Source organism: Pseudonocardia sp. UM4_GMWB1, from assembly GCF_017312155.1.
In the GTDB taxonomy this organism is placed as follows: domain Bacteria; phylum Actinomycetota; class Actinomycetes; order Mycobacteriales; family Pseudonocardiaceae; genus Pseudonocardia; species Pseudonocardia alni.
Genome location: NZ_QJPN01000001.1, coordinates 2,546,095 through 2,561,462, shown reverse-complemented (window position 1 = coordinate 2,561,462; position 15,368 = coordinate 2,546,095). Strand labels below are relative to the sequence as shown.

Annotated in this window: 14 protein-coding genes; 3 read left to right on the top strand and 11 right to left on the bottom strand. The window is 74.1% G+C overall.

The genetic code is table 11. The annotated features are described in order from the left end of the window. Positions 1 to 40 precede the first annotated feature (40 nt). The 7 genes from DMP15_RS12435 to DMP15_RS12405 all read right to left on the bottom strand — a co-directional run bounded on the left by DMP15_RS12435 (position 41) and on the right by DMP15_RS12405 (position 7,200). On the bottom strand, positions 41 to 1,081 hold the full coding sequence (locus tag DMP15_RS12435) for a D-alanine--D-alanine ligase family protein (protein ID WP_337825921.1): 1,041 nt from the start codon (positions 1,079 to 1,081) through the stop codon (positions 41 to 43). Between the two features lie 3 nt (positions 1,082 to 1,084). Then, positions 1,085 to 2,542: an ATP-grasp enzyme gene (locus DMP15_RS12430; protein ID WP_304580031.1), complete on the bottom strand. Its 1,458-nt coding sequence runs from the start codon at positions 2,540 to 2,542 to the stop codon at positions 1,085 to 1,087. Continuing rightward, a complete protein-coding gene (locus tag DMP15_RS12425; protein WP_073574223.1) occupies positions 2,539 to 3,315 on the bottom strand; it encodes an O-methyltransferase in 777 nt (258 codons plus the stop codon). Before DMP15_RS12425 ends, DMP15_RS12430 begins: the two co-directional genes overlap by 4 nt. After that, the gene (locus tag DMP15_RS12420) at positions 3,312 to 4,541 is read right to left on the bottom strand and encodes a sedoheptulose 7-phosphate cyclase (RefSeq protein WP_073574224.1); all 1,230 of its coding nucleotides are present in this window, start codon (positions 4,539 to 4,541) and stop codon (positions 3,312 to 3,314) included. The genes DMP15_RS12425 and DMP15_RS12420 overlap by 4 nt, the downstream gene beginning before the upstream one ends. Before the next feature lie 132 nt (positions 4,542 to 4,673). Next, positions 4,674 to 5,339, bottom strand: a complete 666-nt coding sequence (locus DMP15_RS12415; RefSeq protein WP_100878098.1) for an HAD family hydrolase — start codon at positions 5,337 to 5,339, stop codon at positions 4,674 to 4,676. A gap of 222 nt (positions 5,340 to 5,561) precedes the next feature. Next, the gene (locus DMP15_RS12410; RefSeq protein WP_073574425.1) at positions 5,562 to 6,494 is read right to left on the bottom strand and encodes a TauD/TfdA family dioxygenase; all 933 of its coding nucleotides are present in this window, start codon (positions 6,492 to 6,494) and stop codon (positions 5,562 to 5,564) included. 67 nt (positions 6,495 to 6,561) lie between these two features. Then, positions 6,562 to 7,200 (bottom strand): hypothetical protein, encoded by a 639-nt coding sequence (locus DMP15_RS12405; protein ID WP_073574226.1) that lies wholly within the window; start codon positions 7,198 to 7,200, stop codon positions 6,562 to 6,564. 150 nt (positions 7,201 to 7,350) lie between these two features. Between DMP15_RS12405 and DMP15_RS12400 the strand changes: the two genes are divergently transcribed. Then, complete coding sequence (locus DMP15_RS12400) at positions 7,351 to 9,333, top strand: M13 family metallopeptidase (RefSeq protein ID WP_337825920.1); 1,983 nt, start codon at positions 7,351 to 7,353, stop codon at positions 9,331 to 9,333. A gap of 50 nt (positions 9,334 to 9,383) precedes the next feature. After that, entirely contained in the window at positions 9,384 to 9,602 is a 219-nt protein-coding gene (locus tag DMP15_RS12395) for a DUF2945 domain-containing protein (RefSeq protein ID WP_062396049.1), read from the top strand. Here DMP15_RS12395 and DMP15_RS12390 read toward each other — a convergent pair. Together DMP15_RS12390 and DMP15_RS12385 are read right to left on the bottom strand one after the other, a co-directional pair. Continuing rightward, positions 9,571 to 10,950, bottom strand: a complete 1,380-nt coding sequence (locus DMP15_RS12390; RefSeq protein WP_073574228.1) for an amino acid permease — start codon at positions 10,948 to 10,950, stop codon at positions 9,571 to 9,573. The genes DMP15_RS12395 and DMP15_RS12390 overlap by 32 nt on opposite strands. Before the next feature lie 129 nt (positions 10,951 to 11,079). Next, on the bottom strand, positions 11,080 to 11,610 hold the full coding sequence (locus DMP15_RS12385; RefSeq protein ID WP_337825919.1) for a GNAT family N-acetyltransferase: 531 nt from the start codon (positions 11,608 to 11,610) through the stop codon (positions 11,080 to 11,082). Between the two features lie 53 nt (positions 11,611 to 11,663). On the opposite strand from DMP15_RS12385, the gene DMP15_RS12380 reads away from it, so the two are divergent. After that, positions 11,664 to 12,962: an MFS transporter gene (locus tag DMP15_RS12380; RefSeq protein WP_073574230.1), complete on the top strand. Its 1,299-nt coding sequence runs from the start codon at positions 11,664 to 11,666 to the stop codon at positions 12,960 to 12,962. Positions 12,963 to 13,025: 63 nt separating this feature from the next. Here DMP15_RS12380 and DMP15_RS12375 read toward each other — a convergent pair whose 3' ends face one another. Both DMP15_RS12375 and DMP15_RS12370 read right to left on the bottom strand, forming a co-directional pair. Then, complete coding sequence (locus tag DMP15_RS12375; RefSeq protein WP_073574231.1) at positions 13,026 to 14,045, bottom strand: hypothetical protein; 1,020 nt, start codon at positions 14,043 to 14,045, stop codon at positions 13,026 to 13,028. A gap of 79 nt (positions 14,046 to 14,124) precedes the next feature. Further along, entirely contained in the window at positions 14,125 to 15,354 is a 1,230-nt protein-coding gene (locus tag DMP15_RS12370) for a DUF418 domain-containing protein (RefSeq protein ID WP_073574232.1), read from the bottom strand. Between the last annotated feature and the right edge of the window lie 14 nt (positions 15,355 to 15,368).

The following is a 15,368-nucleotide window of genomic DNA, read 5'->3' as shown; positions in this document are numbered from 1 at the left end:
CGGGGTGCGACGGCGCGACCCACCGGCGGCGGGAGCCGGATCAGCGGTCGGAGCCCGGTGGGGCGGTGGTGCGGGCGGCGGCGCGGGTGACGGCGTCGGCGAACAGGTCGGCGACGCCGATCCCCGCGGCCTCGGCCATCGTGACGACCACCGAGGTGCGGGCGAACGAGCAGTACAGCCCGGCCTCCAGGAACCAGGGCCGGCCGTCGGGGTCGATGCGGAAGTCGAACAGCCCGTAGTCGCGGCAGCCCAGGGCGCGGAACGCCGCGCGGGCGGCGTCCTGCACCGGCCGGGTGACCGGGTCGCCTGCGTCGACGATCCAGGACCGGGCGTCCTTCGCGACCAGGCGCAGGTCGCCGTCGCCGGTGCGGGCGAGCTTGTCGTCGGCGAGGCGGACCGGCTTGTCGACCGCGTCCATCCGGTACTCCTCCAGCGGCAGGCCGACCAGGTCGCCGTCGCGCTCCACCACCGCGCACCGGACCTCGCGGCCCAGCGGCACGAACTCCTCGACCAGGGCGCGGTCGCCGTGGACCAGGGCGGCCTTCACCGCCACCTCGAACCCGTCCGGGTCGTGGACGAGGCTGACGCCGACCGAGTTGTCGGTGTCCGCCGGCTTGACGACGGCGGGCGGCCGGACCGTCGGCGCCTGCCCGGCGCGCACCGTCTCCCCCGCCGGGACGGCGACCCCGCCCTCCGCGACGACCGCGCGGGCCAGGGCCTTGTCCGCGCCCAGCGCCATGACCTCCGGGGTGTTGCCGACATAGCCGATCCCGAGGAGCTCGAACAGCGCCCGGTGGTGGGTCATCCCGGGCCGGCAGAACATCTGCGGCACCATCACGTCCACCTCCGCCCGGGCGATCTCGGCGACCGCCTCGGGGAGGGTCCGCAGTGGCGCGGCAGCGATCTGCTCCGGGTCGAGCCCGGCCGGGAACCGCCAGCCCTGCGGCGTCACGTACGCGACGACGAACTCGTAGCGCGCCGGGTCGGCGGTCGCGGCGAGGCAGTCCGCGGCGTAGAGCCGGGACAGGTCGCAGAAGAACTCGTCGACGCCCGAGCCGACGAGGTGCAGGACACGCAGCACGGTTCAGTCCCCCGCCGGTTCGACGAGCTTGCCGATGTTCACGTCGACGGTCACCCACGGCCGTCCGCGCAGCAGGTTGCCCAGCAGCAGCGAGGCGATCTGCAGGTGCGGGACCAGCAGGAACGGCAACGGGTCGTGCACGTCGAGCAGCGCCTCCCGTCCGTCGCGCACGATCCGCAACCGTTCCCGCCACGACCCGGGGTCGCCGAGGAGCCGGCCCAGCTCGTGGTGCAGCCAGTAGGTCGGCCGGGTCGCCGGTGCCGGCACGAGTGTGCCGGCACCGGCGTCGAGGTAGGCCGCGGCGACACCCGGGTGGTCGTGGAACAGGGTGATCGCGGAGTGGGTGCGCGGGTTGCACTCGATGGCCAGGACCCGGCCGTCGGGTGCCTCGATGAAGTCGAACGACAGCTGCCCGGTCACCCCCAGCTCGCCGCAGAACCGCCGCACCCAGTCCTCGATCGCCGGGTGGTCGACGTGGTCGTAGTTGAGGAGGAAGCTCGACGACGGACAGCAGCAGTACAGGCGGACCTCGCCGTCGCGGACGGTGGCGTGGGTGCAGTACTCGGTGCCCTCGACGAACTCCTGCAGGATCCAGGGGTTGTCCGGTGAGATCGGCAGGGTCGCCACGAACGCCGCGGTCTCGGCGCGGGTCGGGCGCGGCAGCCGGGTCAGGTCGCGGCGGCGCACCGGGTCGTAGCGCAGCGACTTGAGGATCCAGGTGCGCCCCGGGGTGGCGGCGAAGTCGTGGTCGACGACCTGCGCCGGGTCGGTGATGCGCCGCGCCGCGGGCACCGGCAGGCCGAACCCGGCGGCGGTCGCGGTGAACCGGTGCTTGTCGTCGAGCATCGCGACGACGTCGGCGTCGGGGTGCACGACCGCGCAGAACGGTTCGAGCAGCCGCTTGGCGTCGGCGTCGTACCAGCTCGCGACGGGGCTGCACACCGGCACGTACACGTCGGCCCCCTCCCGGCGGGCGATGTCGGCGAGCGCGTGGGCGTAACCCGGTGCGTCCGGGGCGGGGACGACGTGGAACGCGTCGACCGCCCGGGAGAACCGGTGCCCGGTGAAGCGGTAGCGGGCCTGCTCGACGAGCACGACCCGGTGGCCGGCACGGTGGAAGGCCCGTGCCAGCTCCAGCGCCTTGGTCATCTTCCCGCCGCTGAGCAGCACGGTCAGCGGCCGGTGCGGCCGGGCCCGCTCACGTCGGCGCAGGAGCCCGGCCAGCGCAGCGACGCCGGTGATCGCCAGGTCGGCGGGCAGGGCGGCGGTGAGCAGGGCGAGGGTGCCCGCGGTACGGACCCGGGTCGCCGCCGTGCCCTCGCGCGGGGCGCCGTCGCGGCCGGTGCCCAGCGCACGCCCGGCGAGCCCGGCGGCGGCGAGCGCGACGACGCCCGAGGCGAGCCGCGCCGGGGCCGGGCCCGACGAACGGGCCCGGCCCCTCAGGGCGGTGGTGCGGCTCATGCGGACCGTCGGATCAGGGTCAGCCCGTCGCGCAGCGGCACCAGCACCTGTTCCACGCGGGGGTCGTCGGTGATCCGGCGGTTGAACGCGGCGATGGCGTCGCCGTTCGCCGTCCGGTCCCCGGTCCAGGGCAGGCCCTGCATCAGGGTGTTGTCGACGCAGACCACCCCGCCCGGGGCGAGCAGACCGCCGTCGAGGACGGTGTCGAGGTACCCGGCGTAACCGGCCTTGTCGGCGTCGACGAACACCAGGTCGAACGCGGTGCCCCGCAGCCGTTCCAGGGCGTCGGCGGCCGGGCCGACCTCGACCCGGATCCGGCGTCCCGCCGGGGACGCGGCGAAGCAGTCCCGCGCGAACGCCGCCACGTCGGCGTCGAGCTCGCAGGCGACCAGCTCGCCGTCCTCGGGCAGGGCCTCGGCCATCGCGAGCGCCGAGTAGCCGGTGAACATGCCGACCTCGAGGACCCGCCGGGCGCCGGTCATCCCGACGAGGAACGCCAGGAACCGGCCCTCGACGTGACCGGACAGCATCTCCTGCTCCAGGGTCCCGGTCCACGCCGCGGACCGGGTGCGCGCCTCCAGCTCGACCAGTGCCGACGACGCCGGCGAGGTGTGCTCGTCGAGGTAGGGGTCCAGGCCAGCGGCCAGGTCCCGGGCCCGGACGAGGTCGGCGTCGGCGCCCGGCCCGGCGCGGGTGACGAGGTCGTCGAGCAGCTCGGCGAGGATCGTCGTCGGTGTGACCGGGCGGGCGGGCCGGGTCGGTGCGCCGGTCACTTCAGCGACCACATGTCCACCCCGCCCGCCGCCGTCGGCAGGTCGGCGACGACCTCCTTGTGCGCGGCCAGGGCCGCGGTCAGCTCCGCGGGGGTGGCGTCGTTGACGAAGTGGCAGGTGCCGATGGGCTTCGGCACCGCCGCGCGCAGCAGCCCGGCCCGGGTCTGGGTGATCGACTCGGTGGCCTCGGTCAGCAGCTCCGGGGTGAGGTACGGGCTGTCGACGGTGAGCCCGAGCCCACTGAACAGCCGGTGGACGCGGTCCCGCTCGCCGGTCGAGATGTAGCCGCGCCGCTCGGCGAGGGTCGCGGAGAACGCCATGTCGACACTGATCGCGTGCCCGTGCAGCATCGGCGTCTCCGGCGCCAGCTCCAGGGTGGGGCTCCAGGTGTGGCCGAAGGCGATGACCCGGTCGAGGTCGAGCTCGTGCAGGTTGCGGTGCTCCAGCTCGAGCATGGTGCGGACGGCGTCGTAGGTGGCGCGGTGGGAGATCTCGCGCAGCTCCGGCGTGCCGTCCCGGTGCCCGAACCCGGTGGCCAGCAGGTCCTCGCCGTACTTCTCCAACAGGTCGAACAGGTCGGCGTTCGCCACCGTCGCGATCTTGATCATCTCGGCGACGCCGTTGCGGACCTGCGCCTCGGGCAGCGTCGCCAGGAACGAGAAGTCCAGCAGCACGTCGTGCGAGGCGTGGAACGCGCCGAGCCGGTTCTTGTGCTTGCCGTGGTTGACCGCGACCTTCATCGCGACGCTGGCGTCGATCAGGCCGATCAGCGTGGTGGGGATGCGGATGTAGGGGGTGCCCCGCTTGTAGGACGCGCAGGCGAACCCGGCGACGTCGGTGGTCAGCCCACCCCCGACGACGAGCGGCGGCTCGGTGCGGTTCAGCCCGAACTCGGCGAACGCGTCGACGATCCTCTCCAGCGTCCGCAGGCTCTTCGCGGTCTCCGCGATCGTCAGCGGGACGGTGGTCAGCGCGATGCCGTGGTGGTCGAAGTAGGCGCGGATGCGGTCGCCGTAGAGCTCGTGCACCGTCTCGTCGACGACCATCAGGCAGCGGCCCCGGTCCCGGTACAGGTCCGCGACATGCGTGTTCTCCGGCGCGAAGGCGCCGTCGACGTAGGAGAGGGTGAACTCGATCCGCTCCCAGCTCTCGACCCGGAACGCGGTGTCGGTCGTGGTCAGCGTCGGGCTCGGCGGCAGGGTCTGCGCTGCCTGGGGATTGCTCATGTCCTCTGGTCTCCGATCAGGTCGATCCGGGGCGGGGCATGGGACTCGTGGGCACGCCCGTGCCGGGCCCGGTCGGTGCGACCGGGCCCGTCGGGCCGTGCGGAGGGTGGAGCGGGGTGACGCCGCCGGGCGTCAGCGGGTGACGCCGGCCAGCAGCGCACCGTCGTCGAGCGACTCGACGCGCTCGGTGGCCTGGGAGAAGTCGTGACCCGCGGTGTTGGCGTTCGGGAAGGCGACGACGCGCACACCCGCACCGTTCGCCGAGGCGACGCCACCGACGTTGTCCTCGATGGCGACGACGCTGTCGGCGGTCTCGCCGAGCGCGGCGATCGCGTGCGTGTACGCCGCGGGGTCGGGCTTGGGCGCGGACACGACCGCGCGGTCGATGAGCAGCGCGAAGTCCGTGCGCGTCACGTCCGGTCCGAGCGCGTCGAGGACGGCGTCGACGTTGTCGCGGGAGGTCGTCGTGACCAGCCCGACGGTGACCCCGCGGCCGTGCGCGGCCTTGATGGTCTCGCGGACGCCGGGGCGCGGGGTCCCGCCGGACTCCCGCAGCTTCTCCCGGAAGACCTCGGACTTGGTGGCGTGCACGGCGTCGGCGTCGACGGTCTCACCGGTGGACGCGGCGTGCTCGGCGATGCGCTGGGCGCCGCCGTTGGACTCCAGCATGGCGAGGTAGTCGTCGCGGTCCCAGTGCCAGTCGAGGCCGTGCCGGGAGAAGGCCTCGTTGAACGCCTCGCGCTGCAGCTCGGAGGTGTCGACGAGGGTGGAGATGGAGCCGAACAGGATCGCGGGCACGGGGGTGCTCCTTCGCGGTCGGAGCATGCCGGCGCACGCCCCGCCGCGGGTGGTGGCGGCGGGGCGGGATGCGCGTACGGACGCTCGTGGGAGGCGCCGATCCTGCTGCGTGTGGACACGCCGGGACCGACCGGTTCGCGGTGGCGGCCGCTCTGGTGGACCGCCTCCTCCCAGTATCGAGGGGCCCCCGTGTTCGGCAACTCGAACTCGGGTGGCCGGCCCTCAGAAGGGTCGGTCACCCGCGATCGCGACACGCTCGGCGACCCGCGTGTGCGGGTGGTAGTCGCCGACGGCGTAGTGCTGGGTGGCCCGGTTGTCCCAGAACGCGAGGGTGCCCTCGGACCAGCGGTAACGGACCTGGAACTCGGGCACGTGGGCCTGCGCGAACAGGTGCCGCAGCAGCGCGTCGGACTCCTCGCGGGGCAGCCCGACGATCGCCGTGGTGAACGACGCGTTCACGTACAGCGTCCGCCGCCCGGTCTCGGGGTGGGTCCGGACGACGGGGTGGGTCACCGGCGGGAACAGGTCCTGCACCCGGGCCAGCCTGTCCGGGTCCAGGAAGCGGGCGAAGCCGGGCACCATGTCGTGCACGGCGACGGCGTCGTCGATGCGGGCCTTCACCTCGTCGGTGAGGTTGTCGTAGGCGACGGCCATGTCGGCCCACATCGTGTCCCCGCCGAACGGCGGCGTCTGCACCATCCGCAGCATGGCGCCCATCGCCGGAGCGGTGCGGAACGTGGTGTCGGCGTGCCAGATGTTCTCGTAGGTGCGCTTCCCGGTGCCGAAGCGGACGACGTCGGCGGAGTCACCGGTGTCGAGCATCGGGTTGGTCTCCAGGTCGCCCCAGAGCAGGGCGAGCTCGCGTTGCCGCTCGCTGGTCAGGTGCTGGCCGGGGAAGAACAGCACCTTCCATTCCAGCAGTGCCCGGTGCAGCTCGGCGCGCAGCTGCTCGTCGACCTGCTCCCGCAGGTCGATCCCGGTGATCTCGGCGCCCAGGGTGCGCCCGAGCGGGGTGACGGTGAACGCCTCGTACCGCGCGCCGCTCCGGTCCGGCCCGTCGCCCGGCAGACGGGCGAGCAGGCGCTCGCCCTCCAGCAGGTCGATGGCGGGAGTGGTGCGGGGCCGGGTGACCGGCGCGTCGAAGTTGATCGTCACACCGCGATGGTGCGCGCCGGCTCCGGTGGCCGACAAGCCGGGGTCCACCCGGCGGAGTCCTGTCCGGTCAACTCCGGCGTGCGCCGCCCCGGACCCACTCGAGCGCGGCGTGCCCGGCCGGGGTGAGGGCGACGGTCAGCTCCCGTACCGCGGTGTCGGACAGCGGGAACCGCGCCCCCTCCCGGGTGGACGCCCACACCGACGCGGCCAGATCCGCCGGGCCGGCCATCTTCACCAGCAGCGGCACCACCCGCCGGTACTCCGAACGCACCAGCGCGTCGAGCGCGGTCGCGGCGACCGACACGTCGAAGTCCAGGTCCCCCGGGTCGGTGGAGTCGGCGAGGTCCAGGCTTCGCCGCTCCGCGATGATCCCGAGCAGGACCGGGTGCAGGCGCGGGTGGTCGCCCAGCACGCGGTCGGGGTCGACGTCCCACTCCCCCGGCACGCCCAGGTCGAGGGCGCGGGCGCAGAACTCGCGGTGGAACATGTTCAGCGCGAGCAGCCGCAGGACCAGCTCGCCACGCTCGTACTCGGTGCCGGCGGCGGCCAGGCCGGCGCGGGTGAGGATCGACCAGGCCCAGGCCGCCCACTCCGGCTCGGAGCCGTCGTAGCAGAGGTCGAAGACGCTCGTCGCGAGCTCGTGGAGGTCCCCGAGGACCTCGGCGGCGTCGGGGGCTTCGAAGAGGTCGTCCCACATGTCGGTCATCACCGCCGGTTCTACACGCGTGCCGCGGTTGGTCCGGCGGCCACGGGGTACCACCGGCGCAGCACTCCCACTTCCGCGGCGGACCGGGCGGCGCGGGCGTGTCGGCGTCGGCTGCTCGAAACCGTCGGTTCCGACAGGCAGGATGGCCCCATGACGACCACCGAGTCCGCCCCGACCTCGCGACCGTCCGGTCTCGACCTCAACTGGGTCGACCCGGACGTCCGCCCCCAGGACGACCTGTTCGCCCACGTGAACGGCCGGTGGCTGGCGACCCACGAGATCCCCGATGACCGCTCGCAGGACGGCGCGTTCCGCGTCCTGCGCGACCGGGCCGAGGACCAGGTCCACGAGATCGTCGAGGAGTGCGCGTCCTCGGCGGAGCCCGGCACCGAGGCCCGCAAGGTCGGCGACCTGTACCGCTCCTTCATGGACGTCGAGCGGGCCGAGGAGCTCGGGACCGCGCCACTGCGCCCGCTGCTCGACGAGATCTACGCCGCGACCGACCGGGCGGCGCTGGCCGGCGTGCTCGGCCGACGCCAGCGCGAGGGCCGTGCCGCGCTGTTCGGCGAGTTCATCGCGACCGACCTCAAGGACTCCTCCCGCTACCTGGTGAACCTCAACCAGGCCGGGCTGGGACTGCCCGACGAGTCGTACTACGGCGACGAGGGCGACCCGGAGATCCGCACGAAGTACGTCGAACACCTCCAGCGTCTCGCCGAGCTGGTCGGGCTGGCCGAGCCGGAGCGCGTCGCCGAGCAGGTCATGGACCTGGAGACCGCGCTCGCCGACGCGTCGTGGGACCGGGTCCTCAACCGGGACGCCGAGAAGACCTACACCCTGATGACCCGCGACGAGCTCCGCGCCGCCGCCCCGGGCTTCGACTGGACCGAGTGGGAGTCCGCGCTGGGGGTGCCCGCGCACGCCTACGACGAGGTCATCGTCCGCCAGCCGAGCTTCGTCACCGCGGCCGGTGAGCTGTGGGCCGGGCGCCCGCTGGAGCAGTGGCAGGCGTGGCTGGCGCTGACCGTCGCCGGGTCGTGCGCGGAGTTCCTGTCCGCCGACCTGGTCGAGGCCGACTTCGACTTCTTCGGCCGCACCCTGTCCGGCACCCCGGAGCTGCGCGAGCGGTGGAAGCGCGGGGTGTCACTGGTGGAGGGCGCGCTCGGCGAGGCCGTCGCGAAGATCTACGTCGAGCGGCACTTCCCGCCGCACGCCAAGGAGCGCATCACCGAGCTGGTCGACAACATCGTCGAGGCCTACCGCCGGTCGATCTCCACCCTGGACTGGATGAGCCCGGCAACCCGGGAGCGGGCGCAGGACAAGCTCGGCAAGTTCACCCCGAAGGTCGGCTACCCGGAGAAGTGGAAGGACTACTCCGACCTGCAGATCGACCCGGCCGACCTGCTCGGAAACGCGGGCCGGGCCGCGGAGTGGCGCCACGACTTCGAGTACGCCAAGCTCGGCGGCCCCGTCGACCACGACGAGTGGCTGATGACCCCGCAGACGGTCAACGCCTACTACCACCCGCGGCTCAACGAGATCGTGTTCCCGGCCGCGATCCTGCAGCCGCCGTTCTTCGACCCCGACGCCGACGACGCCGCCAACTACGGCGGCATCGGCGCAGTCATCGGCCACGAGATCGGCCACGGCTTCGACGACCAGGGTTCCCGCTACGACGGCGACGGCAACCTCACCGACTGGTGGGAGGCCGCCGACCGGACCGAGTTCGAGTCCCGCGCGAAGATGCTGATCGACCAGTACGACGGCCTGTCCCCGGCCGGCCTGCCCGACCACAAGGTCAACGGCTCACTGACGGTCGGCGAGAACATCGGCGACCTGGGTGGTCTGACGATCTCGCTGAAGGCCTACGGGATCGCGCACGAGGGCTCCGAGCCGCCGGTGATCGACGGCCTGACCGGCGAGCAGCGGGTGCTGTTCGGCTGGGCGCAGGTGTGGCGGGCGGTGACCCGCGACGCCGAGGCGATCCGTCGGCTCACCACCGACCCGCACTCGCCGCCGGACCTGCGGTGCAACGCGGTCGTCACGAACCTCGACACGTTCCACGAGGCGTTCGGGGTGACCGAGGACGACGGGCTCTACACCGACCCGGACCGGCGCGTCCGGATCTGGTGAGGCGTTCCCCCGCGCCGGGTTGACCGGCCGGTGCGGGGGTATCCGGTCCCATGACGCAGAAGTTCGCCAAGGGCACGTGGGTCGCGTGGAACTGGGGCAACGGCACCCCGACCGGCAAGGTCGTGGACCACTCCACCGACCGCATCGAGAAGACCATCGACGGGTCGAAGCAGTCCCGCAACGGGACCGAGGACAACCCGGCCTACGTGCTCGAGCAGGAGGACGGCCAGACCGTCCTCAAGCTCCACTCGGAACTGAAGAAGGCGTGACCCGCCGGCGGCGGCGCCGCACCACCAGGTAGACCACGACGAGCAGGGCTAGGAAGGGCACGCCCGCCTGTGCCGCCGTCGCGAACTCGGTGGTGAACGGCGTCGTCGCCAGCACCGCGGCGACGAACAGCATCGCCGCGACGGTCGTGTACGGGGCGCCCCACAGCCGTACCGGGGACTCCTGCCCCGCGCCGGACCGGCGGAACGCCAGGTGCGCGGCGAAGATCAGCAGCCAGGTCACCAGCGCCCCGAACAGGGCCAGCCCGACGAGCAGCGGGAACGCCGTGGCCTCGGCGAACACCGAGACCAGGCAGGCCAGCGCCAGCCCGACCGCGGACAGCGCCAGGGCCCGCTGCGGGGCGCCGTGCCGGTTGACCCGGGCGAGCGAACGGGGCGCGTAGCCGTCGCGGGCCAGCGAGTAGGTCATGCGCGCGGTCACGTAGAGGTTCGTGTTCATCGCCGACAGCGCCGCGGTCAGCACCACGACGTTCATCACCGCGGCCGCCGCGGGCACCCCGGCCAGGGCGAACAGGCGGACGAACGGCGACTCGGTGACGTCGTCGCCGGTCGTCACGGTGTTCCACGGCAGCAGGGTCACCACCACCAGCATCGCCCCGACGTAGAAGACCGCGAGGCGCACCACGGTGCGCCGGGCCGCGCGCGGGATGTCGCGGACCGGGTCCGAGGACTCGGCCGCGGTGACGGCGACGGCCTCGGTGCCGAGGAACGAGAACGTCACCACGGTCAGGGCGAGCCAGATCGCGCCGAGGCCGTTCGGGGCGAACCCGCCGTGCGCGGTGAGCGCGCCGAGGCCCACGGGCTGCTGCCCGGGCAGACCGAACACGATCGCGACGAGGCCGACGACGATGAACGCCACGATCGTCACGACCTTGATCATCGCGAACCAGTACTCGGTCTCGCCGAAGAAGCGGACCGCGCCCGCGTTGACCGCGAGCATCACCACCGAGAACCCGACGACCGGGATCCACAGCGGCAGGTCGGGATACCAGAACGTCAGGTAGAGCCCGGCCGCGACGACCTCGCTGCCGATGTTCACGACCTGCGCCGCCCAGTACATCCAGCGCTGCACGAACCCGGCACCGTGCCCGAGGTAGCGCTGGGTGATGGGCCCGAATCCCCCGGCCTCGGGGTGGCGCACCACCATCTCGGCCAACGCGTAGGCCAGGACCAGCGCGACGACGGCGGCGACGACGTAGGCGACGATCACCGCCGGCCCGGCGATGGAGATGGCGAGCCCGGAGCCGAGGAACAGCCCGGTGCCGATCGCGCCGCCCACGGCGATCATGCCGATCTGGCGTCCGTCGAGTTCACGGCGCAGGCCGTCCATGGTGCTCCCCGTGCGGTACCGCTCCCCCGGCCCGGGTCACGGGCGGGGCGCGCCGGCGCCGATCCCGGCCGGTGGGCCGGAACGGTGCGGGGCGCAACGGGCGGTGATCCTCGCACGCGCCCGGCGGTGTCAGTCCCGGGGGCCGTCCGGCGGCGCCCCGACCAGCGCCCGCCGGAACCAGGTCACGTCGCGCCACGCCCCGTGCTTCCAGCCGACACCGCGGAACGTCCCGACCTCGCTGAACCCCAGGGCACGGTGCAGCGCGGCGCTCGCCTCGTTCGGCACGGTCATCCCGGCCACGGCGACGACCATGCCGCGCGCGACGAGTTCGGCGAACAGCGCCTCGTACAGCGCCCGGCCCAGCCCCCGCCCCTGCGCCGACGGGGCCAGGTAGACCGAGACCTCGCAGGTCCACGCGTAGGCCTCGCGGGACTTCCACGGCCCGCCGTAGGCGTAGCCGAGCACCTCACCGCCGGGGCCGACGGCGACCAGCCAGGCGTGGCGTTCGCGGGCGGCGGCGATCCGCTCGGCCATCTCCACCGGGCCCGGCGGCTCGGCCTCGAAGCTGATCGCGGTGTCCCGGACGTAGGGGGCGTAGACGGCGGCGCAGGCGTCGGCGTCCTCGGCGGTCGCCGGGCGGATGACAGGTCGGTTCGGCACGGTTCACAGCGAATCACGGTGCACCGGTCGCCCGGGCGGGTGAGGATCATCGCGTGCTCCTGTCGATCGTGCTCGGACTCCTCTTCGGCCTCGCCGGCACCTCGACGTCGGGGGTGACGGTCGCGTTGCCGTTGCTCGCCGACGGGCTCGGCGTCGACACCGCGGTCGCGACCTGGATGGTGAGCGGGTACGCGGTCGCGCTGGCCGTCGCGACGCCGGTGCACGGACGGCTCGCCGACGCCGTCGGCATCCGGGTGCCGCTGTGTGTCGGGGTGGGCCTGCTCGGGCTGGGAGCGCTCGCCGCGGCGGCCGCGCCGAGCTTCGGCCTGCTGATGGCGGCCCGGATCGTGCAGGGGCTGGGCGCGGCCTCGGTCCCGGTGCTCGCCTCGGCGCTGCTGTCCGCCAGGACCCCGCCGGAACGACGCGGCGGCGTGCTCGGGCGGCTGGCCGGGATCTCGGCCGCGCTGTCCGCGCTCGGCCCGCTGATCGGCGGGGCGCTGACGACGGTGGGCGGCTGGCGGGCCGCGGTCGCGCTGCCGGTACTGGCGCTGCTCGCGGTCCCCTACCTGTGGCGGCACTCGGTGGTCCGCGGCGACGGCGCCCGGGTGGACCTGGTGGGTGCGGCGATCGTCGCGACGGCGGTGTCCGGACTGGTGCTGCTGGTGCAGTCGCCCAGCGCGGGTGCGGTCGCGGCCGTCGCCGGTGGGGTGCTGCTCGCGGTCGGCGTCCCGGTGACGGCGCTGTGGGTGCGGGCCCGGCCCGACGGGTTCCTGCCGCGCGGGGTGGTCGGCAACGCGACGGTGGTGCGCAGCTCGCTGTGCGCCTCGGCGGTGCCGGCCAGCTGGTTCGCCCTGCTGCTGGGCATCCCGCTGGAGCTCGCCGAGCGCGGCTGGAGCCCACTGGCCACCGGGCTGGTGCTGGTGCCGTCGGCGGTGGTGGCGTTGGCGTGCCCGGCGGCGTCGGCGTTCCTGCAGGCCCGGATCGGGCCGCGGCAGACCCTGACGTGCGCCTGCGCGACGACCGTCGTCGGGCTGGTCGTGGCCGTGGCCGGGGTGGCGAGCCACCTGCCGTGGGTGCTGGCGCTCGCGCCGATGCTGGTGACGCTGGCGTTCGGCACCGGGCAGCCCGCGATGATCGCCGCCGTCGGCACGGCGGTGCCGCAGGACCGGCGCAGCGGCGCGATCGGGGTGGCGACGCTGTGCTTCCTCACCGGCGCCGGGATCGGGGCGGCGGTGATCGGCGGGTTCGCCGCCGTCGTCGGGCTGAGCGCGGCACTCGCGCTGCTGCTGGTGCTGCCCGTCGCCGGGACCGCGGTACAGATGCTCGCGGGGCGCCGGTCCGGAACGGCGTGATCCTCCAGCCGCGCCCCGGTGACGGCCGGTGGTCGCCGGGCCGGTCGTCGCCGGCCGAGCCGCTCAGCGGCCCGCCCGGACCGAGCGCCGTACCTCGTCGGTGTAGCGCAGGCGCAGCGCCGCGGTCCGGGCGGTCCCGACCAGCCGCGGGTCGGTGCCGGGGGTCTCCCGGGCCACGACGTCGTCGAGCCACACCCGGAAACAGCCGTGCAGCCCGCGGACCAGGCCATCGAGCAGGCACGACGCCGGGTCGAGCGGGTCCAGCACGGTCGAGACCGCCCGGTGGCCCTCCTCGGGATGCGGTGGCTGCTCCGGGCACACGATGAACCAGCCCTGGCGGGCCAGGACGGCCTCCTGGAGCAGGTCGAGGACCACCACCTCTTCACCGACCCCGGCCAGGGTGCACAGCACGTGCCGGGCCACCGGGAGGTCCTCGTGCCCGATCGCCTCGGCGAGCGCGACGACGTCGGGCACCGTGTGCCCGACCCGCTCCGCGACGAGCACGGCCGAGGCCCGCAGCCAGCGCAGGGTCGCGACGGCGGCCGCGTTCGGCTCGACCGACGTCACGATCGCGGGCGGGCCGAGCGGGTCGTCGTGCAGCAGCGCGTGCGCGACGAGGAGCTGCTCGGCCGGGGCGTCGCTCCGGGGGTGGACGACGGCCTGGGCGGAGCGTCCGGTGAGGACGCCGTCGTCGGCGACGAGGACGGCGTCGGTCTCGGCGCGGACGTCGGCGACGACGGCGTCGCGGAACGCCCGCCCCGGTGCCCGCGCCACGATCCGGCCCAGCAGGTGCGCGGTCTCGGCACAGCCGTCCTCCATGACGCGCAGGAGGTCCCCCACCGGCTGGTTCGGGTGCCGCACGGCCGCGGCGAGCGCCGCCGGGTCGAGCTCGTGGGCGGCCTGGTCGGCGTAGGTGGCCCACAGGTGCGTCGACAGGGCGCTCAGCGCCTTCGCGGTGCGGCGGGCCAGGGAGTGGTCGAGGGCCTTCGGGACGCGGGCGGCCCGGCAGGCGACGGCGCCGTCGCCGGTGGGCCAGCAGGCGACGATCGTCGAGGCGACCGGGTCGTGGGCGTAGGTGGTCATGCGGCTTGGACGAGGCCCGGGCCGCGGCGGTTCCGCCGGGTCCGCGGCCGGGTACCGATGGCCGCGCCCGACCGCCGGGTCACCGCCCCGGCCGGTACGCCAGCCGTCGCAGCAGTTGCTCGGCCGGGCCCGTACGACCGGCCCGTTCGAGTGCGACGGCGACAGCGACGGTCACCGTCCACACCCCGACCGCGTAGACGGCCATCCCGGCGCTACCCAGCAGCCCACCCACCCCGAGCCCCCAGGCCGCGAGGACCGGCGCGCACAGCACGGACTGTCCCAGATAGCCGGTCATCGACCGCCTGCCGAGCGCGGTCACCGCCGACGCGACCCGCCCCGGTGGCCGCCCCTCGAGCCGGGCGGCGAGCAGACCGAACACCGCGACGTAACCGATCCCGCACACCAACCCGGTGACCATCTGTACGGCGGTGAACGCCCAGACGACCGTGCCGAGCTCCGGCAGCACGCCGACGTGGGCGAGCGCGTGCGGCAGCCCGCCGAGCCAGCCGACCGCGACCCCCACGACGGCCGCCGGCCACAGCAGCCGCCGGTGCTCGGCCGGCCGTTCCAGCACCCTGCGCCGGGCGGCCCAGACCCCGAGGAGCATCGCAACCGGTACCGCGATCCCGAACAGTCCCTGGCCGAGCACGATGAACGGCCACAGCAGCATCCGGTCCAGCGCCGCCGTGAGCGGGTCGGTGGCCGAGGCGCTCGCGGTCACGAAGGCGGGGAGCCCTCCGCCCTGCACCGGCACTCCCTCGACGACGACCGCCCAGGCACCGTAGAGCGAGAACGCGGCGAACGCCGTGAGGACGACGGTGCCCAGCGCCGACCACACCAGCAGGGTCCGGTCGGAACGTCGCAGGAACAGCCAGGTCAGCACCAGCCCGCACAGGCCGTACGCGCCCAGGACGTCGCCACCCCACAGCAGCAGGGCGTGCACGAGACCGAACGCGATCAGCCACAGGTTGCGGCGGCGGAGCACCGCGAAGGCCCGGGCGTCCGGCACCCCGGCCTCGGCCTGCCGCCGACGGATCACCGCGAGGCCGTACCCGAACAGGAACGCGAACATCGGGTACACCCGCATGTCCACGCCGATGATCAGCGCGGCCTGCACGACCCGGTCGACGGGCGAACCGTCGACCGGGTGGAAACCGGCCTCGGAGTGGGCCCGTCCGTACAGGTAGAACGGTGTGTTCGCGAGCGCGATGAGTAACAGCATCGCCCCGCGGGCGAGGTCCGGCGCCGGTGCGCGCTCCGCCGTCCCGAGCGGGCCGACCGGCTGCGGGCCAGGTTGCCCGGCCGTCACGACATCCTCACGCG